The 17,438-nt window shown below is 37.1% G+C and carries 12 protein-coding genes and 5 pseudogenes; 12 read left to right on the top strand and 5 right to left on the bottom strand.

Annotation, left to right across the window (positions count from 1 at the left end; translation table 11 throughout):
- Positions 1–127: 127 nt before the first annotated feature.
- A complete protein-coding gene (locus tag AT575_RS05295; protein WP_102777468.1) occupies positions 128–904 on the bottom strand; it encodes a Cof-type HAD-IIB family hydrolase in 777 nt (258 codons plus the stop codon).
- 211 nt (positions 905–1,115) lie between these two features.
- On the opposite strand from AT575_RS05295, the gene cshA reads away from it, so the two are divergent.
- Complete coding sequence (gene cshA / locus AT575_RS05290) at positions 1,116–2,750, top strand: degradosome RNA helicase CshA (protein ID WP_102777467.1); 1,635 nt, start codon at positions 1,116–1,118, stop codon at positions 2,748–2,750.
- Between the two features lie 132 nt (positions 2,751–2,882).
- Positions 2,883–4,888, top strand: a pseudogene (locus tag AT575_RS05285) (KUP/HAK/KT family potassium transporter).
- Between the two features lie 52 nt (positions 4,889–4,940).
- Here the strand turns inward: AT575_RS05285 and AT575_RS05280 are convergent.
- The 3 genes from AT575_RS05280 to AT575_RS05270 are packed head-to-tail and all read right to left on the bottom strand — an operon-like array spanning position 4,941 to position 6,188.
- The gene (locus tag AT575_RS05280) at positions 4,941–5,207 is read right to left on the bottom strand and encodes a GIY-YIG nuclease family protein (protein ID WP_102777466.1); all 267 of its coding nucleotides are present in this window, start codon (positions 5,205–5,207) and stop codon (positions 4,941–4,943) included.
- The gene (locus tag AT575_RS05275; RefSeq protein WP_102777465.1) at positions 5,197–5,415 is read right to left on the bottom strand and encodes a DUF3923 family protein; all 219 of its coding nucleotides are present in this window, start codon (positions 5,413–5,415) and stop codon (positions 5,197–5,199) included. The genes AT575_RS05280 and AT575_RS05275 overlap by 11 nt, the downstream gene beginning before the upstream one ends.
- Entirely contained in the window at positions 5,412–6,188 is a 777-nt protein-coding gene (locus tag AT575_RS05270) for a tRNA1(Val) (adenine(37)-N6)-methyltransferase (protein ID WP_102777471.1), read from the bottom strand. Before AT575_RS05270 ends, AT575_RS05275 begins: the two co-directional genes overlap by 4 nt.
- Positions 6,189–6,326: 138 nt before the next feature.
- On the opposite strand from AT575_RS05270, the pseudogene AT575_RS05265 reads away from it, so the two are divergent.
- The 7 genes and pseudogenes from AT575_RS05265 to AT575_RS05240 form a co-directional block, all read left to right on the top strand.
- Positions 6,327–7,066 (top strand): annotated as a pseudogene (locus AT575_RS05265) (lysophospholipid acyltransferase family protein).
- Between the two features lie 79 nt (positions 7,067–7,145).
- A complete protein-coding gene (locus AT575_RS05260; RefSeq protein ID WP_102777464.1) occupies positions 7,146–7,829 on the top strand; it encodes a helix-hairpin-helix domain-containing protein in 684 nt (227 codons plus the stop codon).
- The gene (locus AT575_RS05255; protein WP_165778648.1) at positions 7,810–10,053 is read left to right on the top strand and encodes a DNA internalization-related competence protein ComEC/Rec2; all 2,244 of its coding nucleotides are present in this window, start codon (positions 7,810–7,812) and stop codon (positions 10,051–10,053) included. Before AT575_RS05260 ends, AT575_RS05255 begins: the two co-directional genes overlap by 20 nt.
- 72 nt (positions 10,054–10,125) lie before the next feature.
- Positions 10,126–11,156, top strand: a pseudogene (holA, locus tag AT575_RS05250) (DNA polymerase III subunit delta).
- A gap of 120 nt (positions 11,157–11,276) precedes the next feature.
- Positions 11,277–11,885, top strand: a complete 609-nt coding sequence (gene sodA / locus AT575_RS05245) for a superoxide dismutase SodA (RefSeq protein ID WP_102777463.1) — start codon at positions 11,277–11,279, stop codon at positions 11,883–11,885.
- 396 nt (positions 11,886–12,281) lie between these two features.
- A complete protein-coding gene (locus tag AT575_RS10620; protein WP_165778647.1) occupies positions 12,282–12,434 on the top strand; it encodes a hypothetical protein in 153 nt (50 codons plus the stop codon).
- A gap of 41 nt (positions 12,435–12,475) precedes the next feature.
- Positions 12,476–13,336: pseudogene (locus tag AT575_RS05240) on the top strand (serine hydrolase); the annotation flags it as partial.
- 128 nt (positions 13,337–13,464) lie between these two features.
- Here AT575_RS05240 and queA read toward each other — a convergent pair.
- Positions 13,465–14,493 carry a tRNA preQ1(34) S-adenosylmethionine ribosyltransferase-isomerase QueA gene (gene queA, locus AT575_RS05235; RefSeq protein ID WP_102777461.1) on the bottom strand — a complete coding sequence of 343 codons (1,029 nt, stop codon included), beginning with the start codon at positions 14,491–14,493 and terminating at the stop codon, positions 13,465–13,467.
- A gap of 173 nt (positions 14,494–14,666) precedes the next feature.
- Here queA and nagB point away from each other — a divergent pair, with 173 nt between their 5' ends.
- The 3 genes and pseudogenes from nagB (at position 14,667) to AT575_RS05220 (ending at position 17,394) form a co-directional block, all read left to right on the top strand.
- Positions 14,667–15,377 carry a glucosamine-6-phosphate deaminase gene (gene nagB / locus AT575_RS05230; RefSeq protein WP_102777460.1) on the top strand — a complete coding sequence of 237 codons (711 nt, stop codon included), beginning with the start codon at positions 14,667–14,669 and terminating at the stop codon, positions 15,375–15,377.
- A 58-nt stretch (positions 15,378–15,435) separates the two neighbouring features.
- Positions 15,436–16,152, top strand: coding sequence for a pseudouridine synthase (locus AT575_RS05225; RefSeq protein ID WP_102777459.1), 717 nt, complete (start codon positions 15,436–15,438; stop codon positions 16,150–16,152).
- A 97-nt stretch (positions 16,153–16,249) separates the two neighbouring features.
- A pseudogene (locus tag AT575_RS05220) lies at positions 16,250–17,394 on the top strand (MFS transporter).
- Positions 17,395–17,438: the final 44 nt, after the last annotated feature.

Below are 17,438 nucleotides of genomic sequence, written 5' to 3'. Positions count from 1 at the left end.
GAGGTAGCCTTTCTAAAGTGTTTTTAGACAATTCTATTTTATCAAGACTATCGCAACCATGCAAAAAGCAACGGCAAAAACCGTTGCTTTTTTGTTATAGTCGTGTAGACTTTTGTCCCAGACTCTTCTAGATAAGTCCGTAATATTTTAAGCCGAAGGCGATACCGTCTTCTGTGTTTTTATGGGTGATAAATTCCGCTAATTCTTTCAGTTGAGGGATTGCATTTTCCATTGCAACTGGATGGTCAACAGCCTTGAGCAGGTCCAAATCATTGCCTCCATCCCCAAATCCATATGTCGGGACATCATCTAAGTTCAAAGCACGTTTGATAATATCAACGCCTGTACCTTTGTTAAATCCTTTTTTTACGACGTCTATTGAATAGGGACTATTCCTTAAAAAACAAAGATTAGGAACTGCTTCTACATAAAGATGGTCGTTTTCAATGTTGGAACCACCTACCAGAATCATATTGATGTCTACATCTAAGTAGTAGCTAGGGTCGGTTCGGGGAATAGGGCCATGGAAGTAGTTGAAGTGACCAATCAAGCCCGGAGACTGTCCAGCTAATACCAACTCTTCCGGGGTATAATAAGCGATACTTTCACCTAAACTACGGGCTAACTCTAATGTTTTTGTGATATCGTCATTATCAATTGTTTCTGAAAAAATAATCTCATTGTTAACTTGAACCACCATACCATTGAGCATGGCTACTGAATTGATACCAGATTCTTCCAAGACATTTTCTAATTCTAAAATGGAACGACCAGTAGCGATAACTGGAAGATAGCCATTGGCACGAAGTTGGTCTAATGCTTGTCGATTTTCAGAAGAAACATGAGATGAAGCATCAAGTAGTGTCCCGTCTAAGTCAAAAAAAACAATTCCCTTATAGTTCATAAATTCTTACCATTATATTTTCTATTAATTTTAGTAAAATCATTTTACCCTTAGATCTATTTTACCATGACTTTTGTAAAAACACTTTCATAAGGTCTTTCCTATCTTTTTAGATTTAATTGTGTTAAACTAGTCTAGTTGTTATTTGAACGACAGAACTATAAAGGCTTATAAGGCAGCTTCGCACTGCTTTTTTAGAAAAGAGAAACATTTGAAATTTACAGAATTAAACTTATCAGAAGACATCCAATCAGCTGTTGTAACAGCAGGTTTTGAACAAGCATCTCCAATCCAAGAGATGACGATTCCACTAGCATTAGAAGGAAAAGATGTCATTGGTCAAGCACAAACAGGAACTGGTAAAACAGCTGCTTTTGGACTTCCAACCTTGAATAAGATCCGCACGGATGAAAACATTATCCAAGCACTCGTTATTGCACCAACTCGTGAACTTGCTGTTCAGAGTCAAGAAGAACTCTTCCGTTTCGGTCGTGATAAAGGTGTTAAAGTCCGCTCAGTATATGGTGGCGCAAGTATTGACAAACAAATTAAAGCCCTTAAATCTGGTGCTCATATTGTTGTAGGTACTCCAGGTCGTTTGCTTGACTTGATTAAACGAAAAGCATTAAGACTTGACCATGTTGAAACACTTATCCTTGATGAAGCTGACGAAATGCTTAACATGGGCTTCTTAGAAGATATTGAAGCAATTATCAGCCGCGTTCCTGCTGAACGCCAAACCCTGCTCTTTTCTGCAACTATGCCAGATCCAATTAAACAAATCGGCGTTAAGTTCATGAAAAATCCAGAGCATGTCCAAATTAAAAATAAAGAATTAACCAACGTTAATGTTGAACAATATTACGTTCGTGTTAAGGAACAAGAAAAATTTGATACTATGACACGTTTGATGGACGTTGATCAACCAGAACTTTCAATCGTTTTTGGTCGTACAAAACGTCGTGTCGATGAAATTACACGTGGTTTGAAATTACGTGGTTTCCGTGCAGAAGGTATCCATGGTGATCTTGACCAGAATAAACGTTTACGTGTTATTCGTGACTTCAAAGGGGACCAAGTTGATATCTTGGTAGCAACAGACGTTGCTGCACGTGGATTAGATATTTCAAACGTAACCCACGTTTATAACTATGATATTACACAGGATCCAGAAAGCTATGTTCACCGTATTGGACGTACTGGACGTGCAGGTAAATCAGGGGAATCAATCACATTCGTTTCACCAAACGAAATGGGTTACTTGACTATGATTGAGAACCTCACCAAGAAACAAATGAAACCACTTAAACCAGCAACTGCTGAAGAAGCTTTCCAAGCTAAAAAGAAAGTGGCACTTAAAAAGATTGAACGTGATTTCGCAGACGAAACAATTCGTTCAAACTTTGATAAATTTAAAGGTGATGCTATCCAACTTGCCTCTGAATTTACACCTGAAGAGTTAGCATTATACATCTTAAGCTTAACTGTCCAAGATCCAGCTGACCAACCAGAAGTTGAGATTGCTCGTGAAAAACCATTGCCATTTAAATATGTTGGTGGTGGCCATGGTGGTGGTAAAAAATCAGCTAAAGGTGGCCGTGGACGTGACAATCGTCGTGGTGGTGGACGTGATGGTGACCGTCGTGGAGGCGGATACCGTGGTAAACGTGATGACCGTCGTGGTGGTGAAAAACGTGATGACCGTCGTAAAGATAAACGTGACGAAAACGGTGGTGGACGTGACTTCAAACGTAAACCAAAACGTAATGCGAGTGAATTCTTTAATAAAGACAAAAAATCAAATAAAAAAGATTCAGGGTTTGTCATTCGTCATAAAGGTGAATAATCCAAAAAGTGAGTTGAATTCGTTTTCAGCTCTCTTTTTTTATAGGTCTATCATATCTTTTTAGTATAGAATTTGTTATAATGGTGGCAACCATTTTTGGTATTTTTAATGAAAAATTAGGAGGACGATTGGATGTCCAATGCCAATCACCCGTCTTTTGATAAAGCTACAAAAGCCGGATTTGTAATCGCACTCGGAATTGTATATGGAGATATAGGAACAAGTCCCCTCTATACCATGCAGTCATTAGTTGAGAACCAGGGTGGTTTGACACAAATGTCTGAACAATTCATTCTAGGTTCAGTTTCACTCATTATTTGGACCCTGACCTTAATTACAACTGTTAAATATGTTTGGATTGCCTTGAAAGCTGATAACCATCACGAAGGGGGAATTTTCTCCCTTTATACTTTGGTTCGAAAAATGTCCAAATGGTTAATCGTACCAGCAATGATAGGTGGAGCTACCTTACTATCAGATGGAGCTCTAACGCCAGCAGTGACAGTAACCTCCGCCATTGAAGGTCTAAAGGCAGTACCTGGAATAGATACAATTTATAATAATCAAACAAATGTCATCATAACCACATTAATGATACTCTTAATGCTATTTAGTATCCAGCGATTTGGAACCAGTTTAATCGGTAAGCTATTTGGTCCAGTCATGTTAGTTTGGTTCAGTTTTCTTGGCCTTATGGGTCTAATTAACAGTTTAGGACACTTGGAAATTTTCAGGGCAATTAACCCTTACTACGCTATCCATTTATTAATGAGCCCAGAAAACCATCGGGGAATCTTTATCTTAGGATCTATTTTTCTTGCTACCACCGGAGCAGAAGCCCTTTATTCTGATTTAGGTCACGTTGGTCGGGGGAATATATATGTCAGCTGGCCTTTTGTAAAAGCCTGTATCGTCTTATCTTATTGTGGGCAGGGTGCTTGGATTTTAGCCAATAAAAATAGTGGCATTGAATTAAATCCCTTCTTTGCAAGCGTCCCAGAAAACTTCCGGGTTTACGCCGTAATCCTTGCCACAATGGCAGCCATTATTGCATCGCAAGCATTAATTACTGGGTCATTTACCCTAGTTGCAGAAGCAATGCGCTTGAAAATTTTCCCACTCTTTAGAGTTACCTATCCGGGTGAGAATTTAGGACAATTATACATTCCAGTGATTAACTGGGTTTTGTTCTTAATCACATCAAGTACAGTTCTTTATTTCCGAAATTCAGCACATATGGAATCAGCATATGGTCTAGCCATTACCATTACCATGTTAATGACAACCATCCTCTTAAATTATTATTTAATCAAACGAGGAATGAAGTCAATGTTGGCACATTTAGTCATGTCATTCTTCGCCATTATCGAGTTTATCTTCTTCTGGCGTCAGCCGTTAAATTCCTTCATGGTGGCTATGTTGTTGTTATCATAGCTTTTACCATTATTTCCCTTATGTTCATCTGGCATCGTGGAACAAAAATTGTCTTTAAGTATGTTAAGTCACTTAACCTTTTGGACTACCGTGATCAAATTAAAGCTCTTCGCGATGACACATCAATTGATTTGTACCAAACTAATGTTGTCTATTTAACTAACCGTATTAAAGATAACATGATTGATAAATCCATTCTCTATTCTATCTTAGACAAACGACCAAAACGAGCTAAAGTTTATTGGTTTGTGAATGTAAAAGTTACAGATGAACCCTACACAGCTAAATATAAGGTTGATATGATGGATACGGATTATATGGTTAAAGTAGAACTTTACCTTGGTTTTAGAATGCCTCAAACCGTTCCTCGTTATCTGAGAACCATTGTTCAAGATTTGATGGAAAGTGGTCGCTTACCGAAACAAGTACAAGAATATTCGATTTCACCAGGACGTGAAGTTGGGGATTTCCGCTTTGTCATCATTGAAGAACGGGTCTCTCAAGCTAGACAATTAACAGGTTTCGAACGTTTCATTATGCAAACCAAATCAAATATTAAACACTTCACAGCAACACCTACCCGTTGGTTTGGGTTACAGTATTCTGAAGTTAAAGTCGAATTAGTGCCATTGATACTTTCAGATATTTTAAAACTCCCAATCAAAGAAGTCAAAGAAGTCGAAGTAAAACCTGAGACAGTATAATCTAAAAGACATGGGAATTGTTCTCATGTCTTTATTTTTTGGACTAAGTATTTTATTTTTTTAGATGCTCTTTGATATAATCTAATTTTTGTTGACGTGTTTTCCGTTTTTTGAAGAGAGCTTCGGCGCTCATGGCTTCTTGTTTATTTGGAAAAGTTTCACTATATATAAGGTTAACAGGTAAGCGAGCACGGGTGTATTTTGCCCCTTTGCCAGTATTGTGCTTTTTCAATCTATTTTCTAAATCAGTGGTATAACCAGTATAAAGTGTTCCATCGGCACACTCTAATACGTACATATATGCTTGCTTATCTGTCATGACTGAAAGCCTTTTTGATTAATAAAAAGAGAGCTTGCAAGGCCAAGATAATAAAATAGAAGATAAACCAGACTAATTCGGTGACCATTTTTGCACCCGCAGTTTGAATGGCACCAGTGCCATCTGTATTACGAAACCATAAAAAAAGTGCAACAATGACAACTAAGCAAAATAAGATGAGGTTACCGAGGAGGAAAAATTTTTTCATAGGTTTTTACTTTCTTTTTCATTTTCATGTGAACCAAAATAAATCTGCTTAATTTGTTCAGTGTAGTCTCCATTGTCTTGGTGGACAATCAGTGGTGGCAGAATTTTTAATCCTTCAATAGAGCCATCTTTGATGGCTTCAATTAAGAGCATATTAGCGTCTTTTCCTACTTTGGGATAAACAAATTGAATGCGTTTTGGAGCTAAGCCATATTGTCTTAAACAATCTAGAATATCAATGAAACGATCGGGCCGATGAACCAGAGCCAAACGACCATTTGATTTTAGGGCATGTCGACTGATTTGACAAATTTCTTCTAAATTTGTAGTAATTTCATGTCGGGCTAAAAGATAATGCTCAGAGAGATTTTTTTTAGATGTTTCACTTGCTTTGAAATAAGGTGGATTACAAAGAATTAAATCAACTCCTGATCTAGGAACGTAATCGAGGAGATTTTTTAAATCATCACGGACCATGGAAACTTGTTCTTCTAAATGATTGAGTTTGATGGAACGTTGGGCCATATCAGCAAGTCTTTCTTGGATTTCAACTTCCACGATTCGTGCTCTTGTTTGTTGACTAGCAAAAAGGCCAACGGCCCCGTTTCCTGAACAAAGGTCGACGATTAACCCTCTGCTAGGTATTTTTGGAAAACGGGAGAGAAGGACACTATCTATAGAATAAGAAAAAACATCTTTATTTTGAATTATTTTAACTTGGTCTGAATAAAGTTGGTCAATACGCTCACCCGTTTTTAAAAGATTTTCATTCATAGCCTTATTATAGCAAAAAAAGAACATGATAGAAATGCTTTGCTTTGTATCCTCTTGAGTCTTGCTTGTATGATAAAGTTGACATTCAGTTGTTTCGTGATACAATAAATAAAGTCAAATCGATTAAAGGAGAATCAGTTGTTTTACGCTTATTTACGAGGACTTGTTGTCTTTATATTATGGGTTGTGAACGGCAACGCCCATTATCACAATGAAGAAAATATTTTGCATAAAGATGAAAATTATATCTTGGTAGCACCCCACCGGACCTTCTGGGATCCCGTTTATATGGCTTTTGCTGCCCGTCCTAAACAATTTATCTTTATGGCTAAGAAAGAGTTATTTACCAATCGCCTTTTTGCTTGGTGGATCAAAATGTGTGGTGCTTTTCCAATTGATCGTGAAAATCCATCGCCGGATGCCATTCGTTATCCCGTCAACGTTTTGAAAAAGAAAGACCGGTCCTTGGTCATGTTTCCAAGTGGTAGTCGTCATTCTCAAGATGTTAAAGGTGGCGTTGCGGTTATTGCTAAAATGGCAAAAGTTAAAATTATGCCAGCAGCTACGCTGGACCAATGACGCTCAAAGGATTAATTGCTGGTGAGCGCGTGGACATGAATTTTGGTCATCCGATTGATATTTCGGACATTAAACGCATGAATGATGAAGGAATTGCTGAAGTTGCTAACCGAATTCAAACGGAATTTAACCGCTTGGATGCTGAGAATGCACCTTATCAAACAGGAAAAAAACGTCATATTTTAACCTATCTCTATCGTATCCCACTGGCCTTGGTACTGATTATCGTACTCTTACTAACCCTCATCTTTACTGTTATTGCAAGTTTTGTTTGGGATCCAGATAAACATAAATCTTAAAAATATCCTTCTGGATATTTTTTTTTGATTTTCAGATATTATTTTCAAAAAAAGTCGAATGATATAGTGAGGTGAAAAAATGTTAGAAAAACTATTAGCTTTAAAAGAGAAGAATCCAGAAATCTTCAATTGGTCCAATATATTAACAGCCTTGTTAAGTTTCGCTTTACTAGTCACCTTAGGTCTTTTCTTTTTTGGGGGCATTAGGTCCCCAGAAAAGAAAACATCTAATGTCAATTTTGATACAATAGCCAAAAATAGTGAGGTGTCAGCTGAGCTAGTAGAATCAAAAACGAAACCTGATAGGACAACTATTCAAGAAATAGTGGTGGATTTAAAAGGGGCTGTTAAGAAAGAGGGGGTTTACCACTTGCCTCTTGAAAGCCGTCTTACTGATTTAATTGAAATGGCAGGAGGACTCAAGGAGTCAGCTGACCCTAAAGCTATTAATTTAGCTCAGAAATTAAGTGATGGATCGGTCATTTATGTGGCACAAAAAGGGGAAGCAAAAGCAGTAAATCTCACGGAAAATTTATCTTCCCAATCTTCTCAAGATGAAGGTGGAAAGGGCAAGGTCAATATTAATAAGGCAAGTGTTGCTGATTTGCAAAAGATTCCTGGTATTGGTGAAAAGAGAGCGCAAGAAATTATCGAGGCTCGAGAAGCTACTGGCGGATTTGAGAAACTGGAGGACCTTTTGAAAATTTCAGGAATTGGAAAAAAGACTTTAGAAAAGTTAAAAAATGAAATCAGCCTTGACTAAGCGATTTCCTATACCACTTATTCAATTCACTTACCTCCTTTTATTGGCCTTTTATAGTTTTCATTATCCAAGTTGGCCTTTGTTTCTTGTAGACTTACTAGCAGCATATCTCTTGATCAAAAATTATCCTAAGTTATTTATTAAAATGATCTGTCTCCTTCTTTTTGCGACGGGCTATTTTTTTCTGCAAGAAGTGAAAGAGCAAAAAGCGATGAATAAGCAAGTCATAAATCCTAATCAGGTTCGCTTAATACCAGATAGCCAATCCATAAATGGTGATTCCATGGCATTTATAGCTTCTGATTATCATGACAATAATTACAAAATCTTTTATCGATTGAAAAGTAAGAAAGAAGCTGATTTTTTTAAAGGAAATTCTGATTTTCTCTTAATTTCTGCAGCTATTAAACTTGAAAAAGCTGAACAAATGCGAAATTTTTCAGGCTTTGACTATCGGGAATTTTTAAAAAAACAAGGGATATATAGGGTCGGTCGAATAAGTGACATAAGGAATATAAGGATTTCAAAAGCAAATTCTATTTTTGAGCATTTAAGAAAGTGGAGACGGCAAGGAATTGTTCTTTGCCAAAGACAATTTCCAAAGCCCATGTCGGATTACATGACGGGCCTATTATTTGGTTATCTGGATAAATCATTTGGTCAAATGACCCAGATTTATAGTCAATTAGGAATCATTCATCTTTTTGCCTTGTCAGGAATGCAAGTTTCCTTTTTTCTCAATCTTTTTCGAAAATTCCTCGTCATTTGTGGTATTCCAAAGGATCATTTTCCCTATTTTGATTTGCCTTTCTCAATTGTTTATGCTTTTTTAACTGGATTAAGTATTTCCGTTATTAGAAGTTTACTGCAAAGAAATTTAAGAAATTTCCAGGTGAAAGGATTGGATAATCTTTCTCTAGCTTTCCTTCTCATGTTCTTTTTTCAGCCTAATTTTCTTCATAGTATTGGAGGAATCCTTTCTTTTGCTTACGCTTTTTTCATTACAATTATTAGTTGTGACCACTATGAAGGAAAGAAACGAATCCTTGTGGAAACATTTGTGCTTAGTATTTGTCTCCTGCCTTTCTTAATGATATTCTTTGGCCAGTTTAACCCAGTTGCTATTATCCTAACAGCGGTCTTTTCCCTACTTTTTGATAGTCTTATTCTACCTGCTCTTTGCCTTGCTTTTCTCTTATCACCTATTGTTAAGCTAAGCTCTTTTAATCCTATCTTTATGTTAATGGAAAGATTAGTTAGCAGTTTAGGGCAACATTTTAGCAGAGCAATTATTTTCGGAAAACCTAATAGCTTTCAATTTTTACTTTTAATCTTTTTAATTGGCTTTCTTTTACATGTCATTAAGGAGTTTAGAAAGACTATTGGAATCCTAGTGGTCATTTTTGTATTATCATTTAGCATCAGGCTGCCATTTACCAATGAAGTAACCATTGTTGATATAGGGCAAGGAGATAGTATTTTGATACGAGATACTTGGAATCGAACCATTTTAATTGATGTAGGGGGAAGTCAACATTTTCAAGGGAAAGAGGCTTGGCAGAAGAAGTACCAAGAGGCAAATGCTGAGGGAACGCTAATACCCTATCTAAAAAGCCGTGGTATCAGTAAGATAGATCAACTGGTTTTGACGCATACGGATAATGATCATGTTGGAGATATGGAAGCTGTAGCAAGGCATATTAATATTAAAGAGATATTAGTCAGTCAGGGAAGTTTAAAGAATAGTGCTTTTCTTTCAAGGCTAAAAAAAATAAATGTTCCAACAAGTGTCGTCAAAGCAGGTGACCGCTTGCCAATTATGGGTTCTTATTTACAGGTTTTATACCCCTGGAAAATTGGTGATGGTAAAAATAACGACTCGATTACCCTTTATGGGAAACTACTCAATCAAAACTTTCTCTTTACAGGTGATTTGGAAGCTGAAGGTGAAGAAGATATTATGGAGGAATACACCCACTTACCTGTAGACATTTTAAAGGCAGGTCATCATGGTTCAAAAGGTTCTTCTTCTAAAGTTTTTCTCAAACACATTTCTGCAAAAGTTGCCTTGGTTTCAGCCGGGAAAAATAATCACTTTCATCACCCACATCCTGAGACCTTAAACCGATTTAGGGAGAGGGGGATGACAGTTTATCGAACGGATCAACAGGGGGCCATTCGTTTTACTGGTTGGAAGGAGTGGCAGGTGGAAACTTGCCACTAAGTCACTATCATTAATTTTGATTAGTTGAAGGATGATGCATATAATAGTCGATAATTTTGATATAATAGGGACATGATTGCAATTGAAAAATTAAAAAAATTGTCTAAAGAAAATTTAGACTTGATTACTCTGGTGACTGGTGAAGATTTTGGCCAATACAGTCAAATCAAAGAAAGACTATTGGAAACAATTGGCTATGACAAAGATGATTTGGTCTATTCCTATTTTGATATGTCTGAAGGTGTCTATCAAGATGCTGAAATGGATCTTTTGAGCCTACCCTTTTTTGCAGATGCCAAGATTGTTATTTTTGACCAATTATTAGATATTACCACACAAAAAAAGAACTATCTAAAAGAACAAGAATTAAAAGCCTTGGAAGCTTATCTAGAAAATCCTTTAGAAACGACACGCCTGATTATTTTTGCTCCAGGTAAATTGGATGGAAAAAGACGGATTGTTAAGCTCTTGAAAAGAGATGCCCAGCTATTTGAAGCAAATCTCTTAAAAGAGCAGGAATTAAAGTCTTATTTTCAATCTTATGGAAATGAATTAGGGCTAAGCTTTGATAGTGGTGTTTTTGATCGCTTATTTGCTAAAGCTAATGGTGATTTTAGTCAAATGGTCAAAAATCTAAGGTTTTTAAGCTCTTACAAAAAAGATGGTCATATAACCTTGACGGATATCGAAGAAGCGATACCGAAGACCTTACAAGATAATATTTTTGATTTATCGCGGTTTTTAATTCAAAAGGAAAGTGCTCAGGTTACTGATTTGGTTCATGACTTAAGACTGGCTGGTGAAGATGAAGTCAAATTAATCGCTATTTTATTGGGACAATTCCGTCTATTCCTGCAAATTGCGATTTTACAAAAGCAAGGAAAGAATGAACAGGCCATTGTTCAAAGTTTATCTGAATTAATGGGACGAATGGTTAATCCTTTTCAAGTTAAATACGCCCTGAGAGATTCCCGACAACTGCGGTTAAGTTTTTTGAAGAAATGTGTGCATACCTAATTGAGACAGATTATCAGATCAAAACGGGTGTCAATGATAAGGCCTATTTATTTGATTTAGCAATGCTTAAAATCATGGTTGATTGACGGTTAAGAAAGTCTTTCCAAGAGCTTAAATGACTTGTTTCCTATTAATCAAAATAGTTGAAAGCTCTACCAAATTACGTTAATATAGACTTATCAAATAAAGGAAAAGAGGAATACCTAATGGCTATTATTTTACCTGAACTTCCATACGCATATGATGCACTTGAACCACAAATTGACAAAGAGACTATGACTCTTCACCATGATAAACACCATGCAACTTATGTTGCTAATGCAAATGCAGCTTTAAAAAAACATCCTGAATTAGGTGAAAATGTTGAAGAACTTTTAGCAAATGTTGACTCTATTCCTGAAGATATCCGTCAAGCCTTGATTAACAATGGTGGTGGACACCTTAACCACGCTCTTTTCTGGGAATTATTATCACCTGAAAAAACTGAAATCACTAGCGATGTTGCATCTGCTATTGACCAAGCATTTGGTTCATTTGATGCCTTTAAAGAATCTTTCACAGCTGCAGCAACTGGCCGTTTCGGTTCTGGTTGGGCATGGTTAGTTGTTAATGGAGAAGGTAAACTTGAAGTTATCTCAACTGCAAATCAAGATACACCTATTTCACAAGGTAAGAAACCTATCTTAGGTCTTGATGTTTGGGAACATGCTTACTACCTCAACTACCGTAATGTACGTCCAAACTACATCAAAGCTTTCTTTGAAATTATCAACTGGAATAAAGTTGATGAATTATATCAAGCAGCAAAAGCATAAGAAGAAGCTTGGCAAAACTATAGAAACTGATCCTCAGGATCAGTTTTTTTGGCTCTTTGACAACTGTAGTGGGTAGATGAAAAGCTAAGTTCTAGAGAGTATCAATTTGATACTCTCTTTTTTTATGAATGATTTCATGACTTATTTCTTTCCACTTGAAGAGAGCTGATTGTATTGAATTTTGTATTTTTGAAATGAATATCTCATCAAAATTAAATAAAAAATAAAAAATTACTAATTTTTTAACAAAAGAGACCTCTAAAATTTTATTATTATTTGAAAACACCATAAAACATAGGTTTTGTAATCAAAATGACATACTAATGTCGAAAATTTGCAACAAAGCCTTGCTTTTTTATTAAATTAATATAAAATATAATTATAGGAGATGAGATTGTGCGTGATAGAAAATTTTTTGGGATGCCAGAAACTGTTAAAATCGTTGTTTTAGCTATACTAGCTCTTTTTTTAGGTCTAGTTGTAACCGTTTCAGCTTTAGAAAAAGGCAAAGCCCATTCACATAAAGATGAAGTAAAAAAAAATTATTAAGAAAAAAAGAAAAAGCCCAAAGAAAAAATCTGCGGAGGCTAAAAAAGGCAGTTATGGATGCTGATTTAGCGCGGATGGATTCTTTAGGTTTATATTATGAATACGATAAATTAAGTTTAGTTGATACCGTTAAGGCTTATTTGGATGAATTTGGTATTGATCATTCACAAATTGCTTTTACTTACAAAGATATTGAATCGGGTAAAATGTATTCCATGAATGAAACCCAACCTATGACTGCTGGTTCAACTTATAAATTACCTTTAAATATGTTGGTAGTTGATGAAGTGGAAAAGGGTAAATACACTCTAGACGAGCGCTTTGACATCACAAATACAACTTATGAGTATTTAATGGAACATAATGCTTATGTTAACCAATTTGCTGGAGCCATGTCAATTCCAGATATGCAAGAATATTCTTTAGTTTATTCTGAGAATACGCCTGCCTACGCCTTAGCGGAACGTTTAGGAGGCATGGAAAAAGCCTACAAAAAGTTTAGTCGTTATGGTAAATCAAAAGCAGAAATAAAGACTATTCGTGAGGAAGGTAATAAGACTACAACAGATTACTATATCCAAGTCTTAGATTACCTTTGGAAACATAAAGAAAAGTATAAGGATATTTTATATTACATTGGCGAATCTTTCCCAGGTCAGTATTATAAGACTTATTTGCCTGCAGATTTAGTGGTTTATCAAAAGCCGGGCTACGTACGTGAAGCTCTCAATGTAGATGCTATTGTCTGCGAAAAGAGTCCCTACATGATTGCTCTTTACACAAAAAATTTGGGTGGGTCAACTGAGAAATCTGAAGAAATTTCTGGTCCTGGTTACAACCAACTAGTTGGTTTAACTTATGTCATAAATGAGTGGCATCGTGTTAATCAAAATAAAGAATAAATTTGAAGCCAAAATAACCGAGACATAAATCTCGGTTATTTTTTTGCTATTAAATAAATAAAGCCGTAGGTATATTATTTTTAGTGCAAAATCAATTTTTTAAAGTTGTCTGTCTTTTTTAAGGCTGACTATTTTACAAACATAGCGTCACCGAAACTAAAGAATCGGTATTTTTCGTCAACGGCATGTTTGTAAGCTTCAAGGACAAATTCGCGTCCAGCGAAGGCCGATACAAGCATGACTAAAGTAGATTTTGGTAAGTGGAAGTTGGTTGAAAAGGCATCAACAACTGTAAATTTGTAACCCGGTTTGATAAAGATATTTGTCCAACCAGAATCAGCTTGGATCTCTCCCTTAAATTTGCTACCAATCGTTTCTAAAGTTCGGATTGAAGTTGTTCCGACTGCGACAACACGACCACCCGCTTTTTTAACATCGCGAAGGATTTGGGCAGACTCTTCTGATAGATGGTAGAACTCAGAGTGCATTTCATGAGCATCAACATTATCGACCGATACCGGACGGAAGGTACCAAGTCCGACGTGAAGGGTTAGGTATACCAAATGAACCCCTTTAGCCTGAATTTTTTCCAATAATTCCTGAGTGAAATGGAGGCCAGCTGTGGGGGCTGCCGCAGAACCGTTTTCTTTAGCATAAACGGTTTGGTAACGTTCAGAATCCTCTAATTTTTCATGAATGTATGGTGGGAGTGGCATTTCGCCAAGGCTTTCCAAGACTTCTAAGAAGATACCTTCATAAGAAAAGGAGACGATTCTACCACCATGCTCAAGTTCTTCAAGGACAGTTGCTTTTAAGCGACCATCACCAAATGAGATTTGGCTTCCAACCTTAAGGCGTTTGGCCGGTTTAGCCAGTACCTCCCAGTCATCCCCTTGGGTATTTTTCAAAAGTAAAAGCTCTACATGCCCGTGGGTATCTGGTTTTTCACCATGTAGGCGGGCTGGTAAGACGCGGGTATTATTCATAACTAGGGCATCGCCTGGATTGAGTTGGTCGATGATGTGATCGAAGTGGCTGTCAACCATGGTCTTTTTTTCGTGATCAATAATCAGTAGCTTTGAGCTATCTCTTTGTTCCAGTGGTGTTTGGGCGATTAATTCTTCGGGTAATTCAAAATCAAAATCGTTTGTATTCATTCTTGCTCCTTTACTGGTTTTATCCTGTCCAGGCAAACCAAATCTTAACTATTATAGCATGCTCGTGATACTACGTCATTAGTCTAGCTTAAAAAAGAAATGATAGTTGACAAATATTGGTCTATACCATATAATAGAATTATAAATAGGTCTATACCAATAAAGGAGATATCATGAAAGTTATTCGTGTTCAAAATCAAACAGAAGGTGGCCAAGTGGCCTTTACGTTATTGAAAGAAGCTATGGCAGATGGGGCTAAGACATTGGGATTAGCTACTGGTAGTACACCGCTTGCTTTTTATAAAGAAGTGGTGGCATCTGATTTGGAATTCACTGATATGACAAGCATCAACCTAGATGAGTACGTGGGTCTGGCTAAAGAACATGACCAAAGTTATGATTACTTTATGCGTGACAACCTTTTTAATGCGAAACCTTTTAAAGAAAACTTCTTACCAAATGGACTTGCAAGTGATTTGGATGCTGAAGTAAAGGCTTATGATGGGGTCATCGCTCAACACCCAATCGATTTCCAAATTCTTGGTATTGGTCGTAATGGTCACATTGGCTTTAATGAACCTGGCACATCTTTTGATATGACAACTCATGTTGTGGACTTGCAAGAATCAACTATCGAAGCTAATAGCCGTTTCTTTGCCTCTCGTGAAGATGTTCCTAAACAAGCTATTTCTATGGGGATCGCATCAATCATGAAATCAAAAACCATTATTTTAATGGCTTTTGGCAAAGAAAAAGCCCATGCCATCAAAGAAATGATTACTGGACCTGTAACAGAGGATCTTCCTGCGTCAGTGCTGCAAAAGCATGACAATGTCATTGTCATTGTTGACCAAGAGGCGGCCTCAGAATTAGAAAGCCTTTAAGAAAAAACTTGAAGAAAAGCGGAAGTCCATCTTCCGCTTTTTGTGTTACACTATTTTTATGCGATTAGATAAATTTTTAGAAGCTCAAAAAATTGGCTCAAGAGGCCAGGTCAAAAAACTGATAAAAAATCAAGAAATCTTAGTAGATGGGCAAGTTGCAAGTTCTGGCCGTCAGAACGTTGACTCAGGCCTGCAAGCCATTACTTTAGGAGATCACTTGTTAGAAGGGCAGGGGCATCATTATTATATTCTCAATAAACCTAATGGACATATCTGTGCTCGTAGTGATGCCCAACATCCTACTGTTCTAGACTGCTTATCTGATCAAGATCGTTGGCCGGATCTTTACCCCATTGGTCGGCTGGATCGGGATACGGAGGGCTTGGTCTTGTTAACGGATAATGGTCCCCTAGGCTTTCGTATGCTGCATCCCAAGCACCATGTCACAAAGACCTATTATGTGGAGGTTAATGGCTATTTAGGGGATGACGCGCCTGAATTCTTCAGATCTGGGGTTCGCTTCCTTGACGGCACGGTCTGTAAAGCGGCAGCCTTGGAGATTTTGTCTAGCAGTCCGAATTTGTCTTCGGCGCAGGTGACTATCTCTGAAGGGAAATTCCACCAAGTCAAAAAAATGTTCCTAGCCTATGGTCTTAAGGTAACTTTTTTGAAGAGAATAAGCTTCGCAGATTTTCACTTGGGAGATTTGGCTGTCGGCAAGTATCGAACATTAAGTCAGAAGGAGATTAGCCTTTTAAAAAGCTACTTGGACTGAAAATATGATGGAAATATCATGAAATAATTCACAATCCTTGAAAAAATGACCTGCTACCGCTATACTGGTTAAGGATCATTTTTTAAGGAGTTTTTTTATGTCACATAAATTGTCGACCAAATGGGCCATCTTGTCCGTTTCACTTTTCTTGATGTCACACTTAGCCATTGCTCCGGCCATTCCTAAGTTGTATCAACTCTATCATGGGGCAAATCCCCATATTGGCTTGGCTTCTGTGGAAACCTTGGTGACCATTCCAGCATGATGATTACCCTTTTTGTTCTCCTCAGTAATCTTGTGGTGGCAAAAATTGGTAAATTGAAGACCATTCGTCTTGGCTTAATCCTGATTTTAATCTCAGGTATTGTCTCATTTTTAACCAGTAAATTTGTCCTTGTTCTATTAGCTCGTTTACTTCTTGGAATTGGGATTGGGCTTTATAATTCACTGTCTATCAGTATCTTGAGTGATTTTTATGAGGGTGATGAAAGAGCTAGTATGATTGGTTTCCGGACCGCGACTCTCAATATTGGTAAAGCCTTAACCACTTTTATGGTTGGTTTGGCCCTCATGATTGGCGTTAATTATACTTACTTGGTTTACCTCCTGGTTATTCCTGTTTATTTCTTCTTCAATGCAAAGGTACCAGGTTTAGACAAGGAATTAGTATCCTTAAAGTCAGCCCGCATTTTTGATGCTAAGATTGCTATGTTAATGGTGATTACTTTTTTAGTGGGCGTTGCTTATATTGGGGCAACGGTTAAAATTCCAACTCTTTTGGTGACCAAATACCATTATTCAAGCTTCTTTGCTAGTAATATGCTGACAGTTTTAGCCTTTTCAGGAATTTTCTCTGGTCTCTTATTTGGCTTCTTAACCAAATTCCTCAAAGAAAAAGCGCTCTTAGTCATGCTTGCCTTGATGGCACTTGGCAATTTCCTCTTTGCTCTTAGTCCATGGCCAATTCTCTTTGTTCTGGCTTCCGTTCTGATCGGAGCTAGTTTTGTCGGAACCATGTCATCCGTCTTTTACTTAATCGCAAAAAGCTATAGTCAAGAGCATATCCACTTTGTGACCAGCTTGGCTATTACCGCAGGGAACATTGGGGTTATTTTAACGCCGGTACTACTCACTAAAATTCCCGCAGCCTTTCATTTGGAGGCCTTCACAACGCCTTTCTTAATCAGTACGGCTTTTATGGTGATTAGTCTGGCCCTTTTCCCACTCTTGCAGAAAAAATAATTTTTGTGAGTTATCTTCGGATAACTCTTTTTTTTCGAATAAAG

Origin of the sequence: Streptococcus penaeicida, assembly GCF_002887775.1 — a bacterium.
Classification (GTDB): domain Bacteria; phylum Bacillota; class Bacilli; order Lactobacillales; family Streptococcaceae; genus Streptococcus; species Streptococcus penaeicida.
This window is presented reverse-complemented; position numbering and strand designations above follow the sequence as displayed.

What these genes read in the sequence shown, in the direction of transcription:
- AT575_RS05280 (WP_102777466.1), bottom strand. Translation starts at nt 5,207, where the DNA reads ATGACAGATAAGCAAGCATATATGTACGTATTAGAGTGTGCCGATGGA.
- AT575_RS05260 (WP_102777464.1), top strand. Translation starts at nt 7,146, where the DNA reads ATGTTAGAAAAACTATTAGCTTTAAAAGAGAAGAATCCAGAAATCTTC.
- AT575_RS05225 (WP_102777459.1), top strand. Translation starts at nt 15,436, where the DNA reads ATGCGATTAGATAAATTTTTAGAAGCTCAAAAAATTGGCTCAAGAGGC.
- AT575_RS05255 (WP_165778648.1), top strand. Translation starts at nt 7,810, where the DNA reads ATGAAATCAGCCTTGACTAAGCGATTTCCTATACCACTTATTCAATTC.
- AT575_RS05275 (WP_102777465.1), bottom strand. Translation starts at nt 5,415, where the DNA reads ATGAAAAAATTTTTCCTCCTCGGTAACCTCATCTTATTTTGCTTAGTT.
- queA (WP_102777461.1), bottom strand. Translation starts at nt 14,493, where the DNA reads ATGAATACAAACGATTTTGATTTTGAATTACCCGAAGAATTAATCGCC.
- sodA (WP_102777463.1), top strand. Translation starts at nt 11,277, where the DNA reads ATGGCTATTATTTTACCTGAACTTCCATACGCATATGATGCACTTGAA.
- nagB (WP_102777460.1), top strand. Translation starts at nt 14,667, where the DNA reads ATGAAAGTTATTCGTGTTCAAAATCAAACAGAAGGTGGCCAAGTGGCC.
- AT575_RS05270 (WP_102777471.1), bottom strand. Translation starts at nt 6,188, where the DNA reads ATGAATGAAAATCTTTTAAAAACGGGTGAGCGTATTGACCAACTTTAT.
- AT575_RS05295 (WP_102777468.1), bottom strand. Translation starts at nt 904, where the DNA reads ATGAACTATAAGGGAATTGTTTTTTTTGACTTAGACGGGACACTACTT.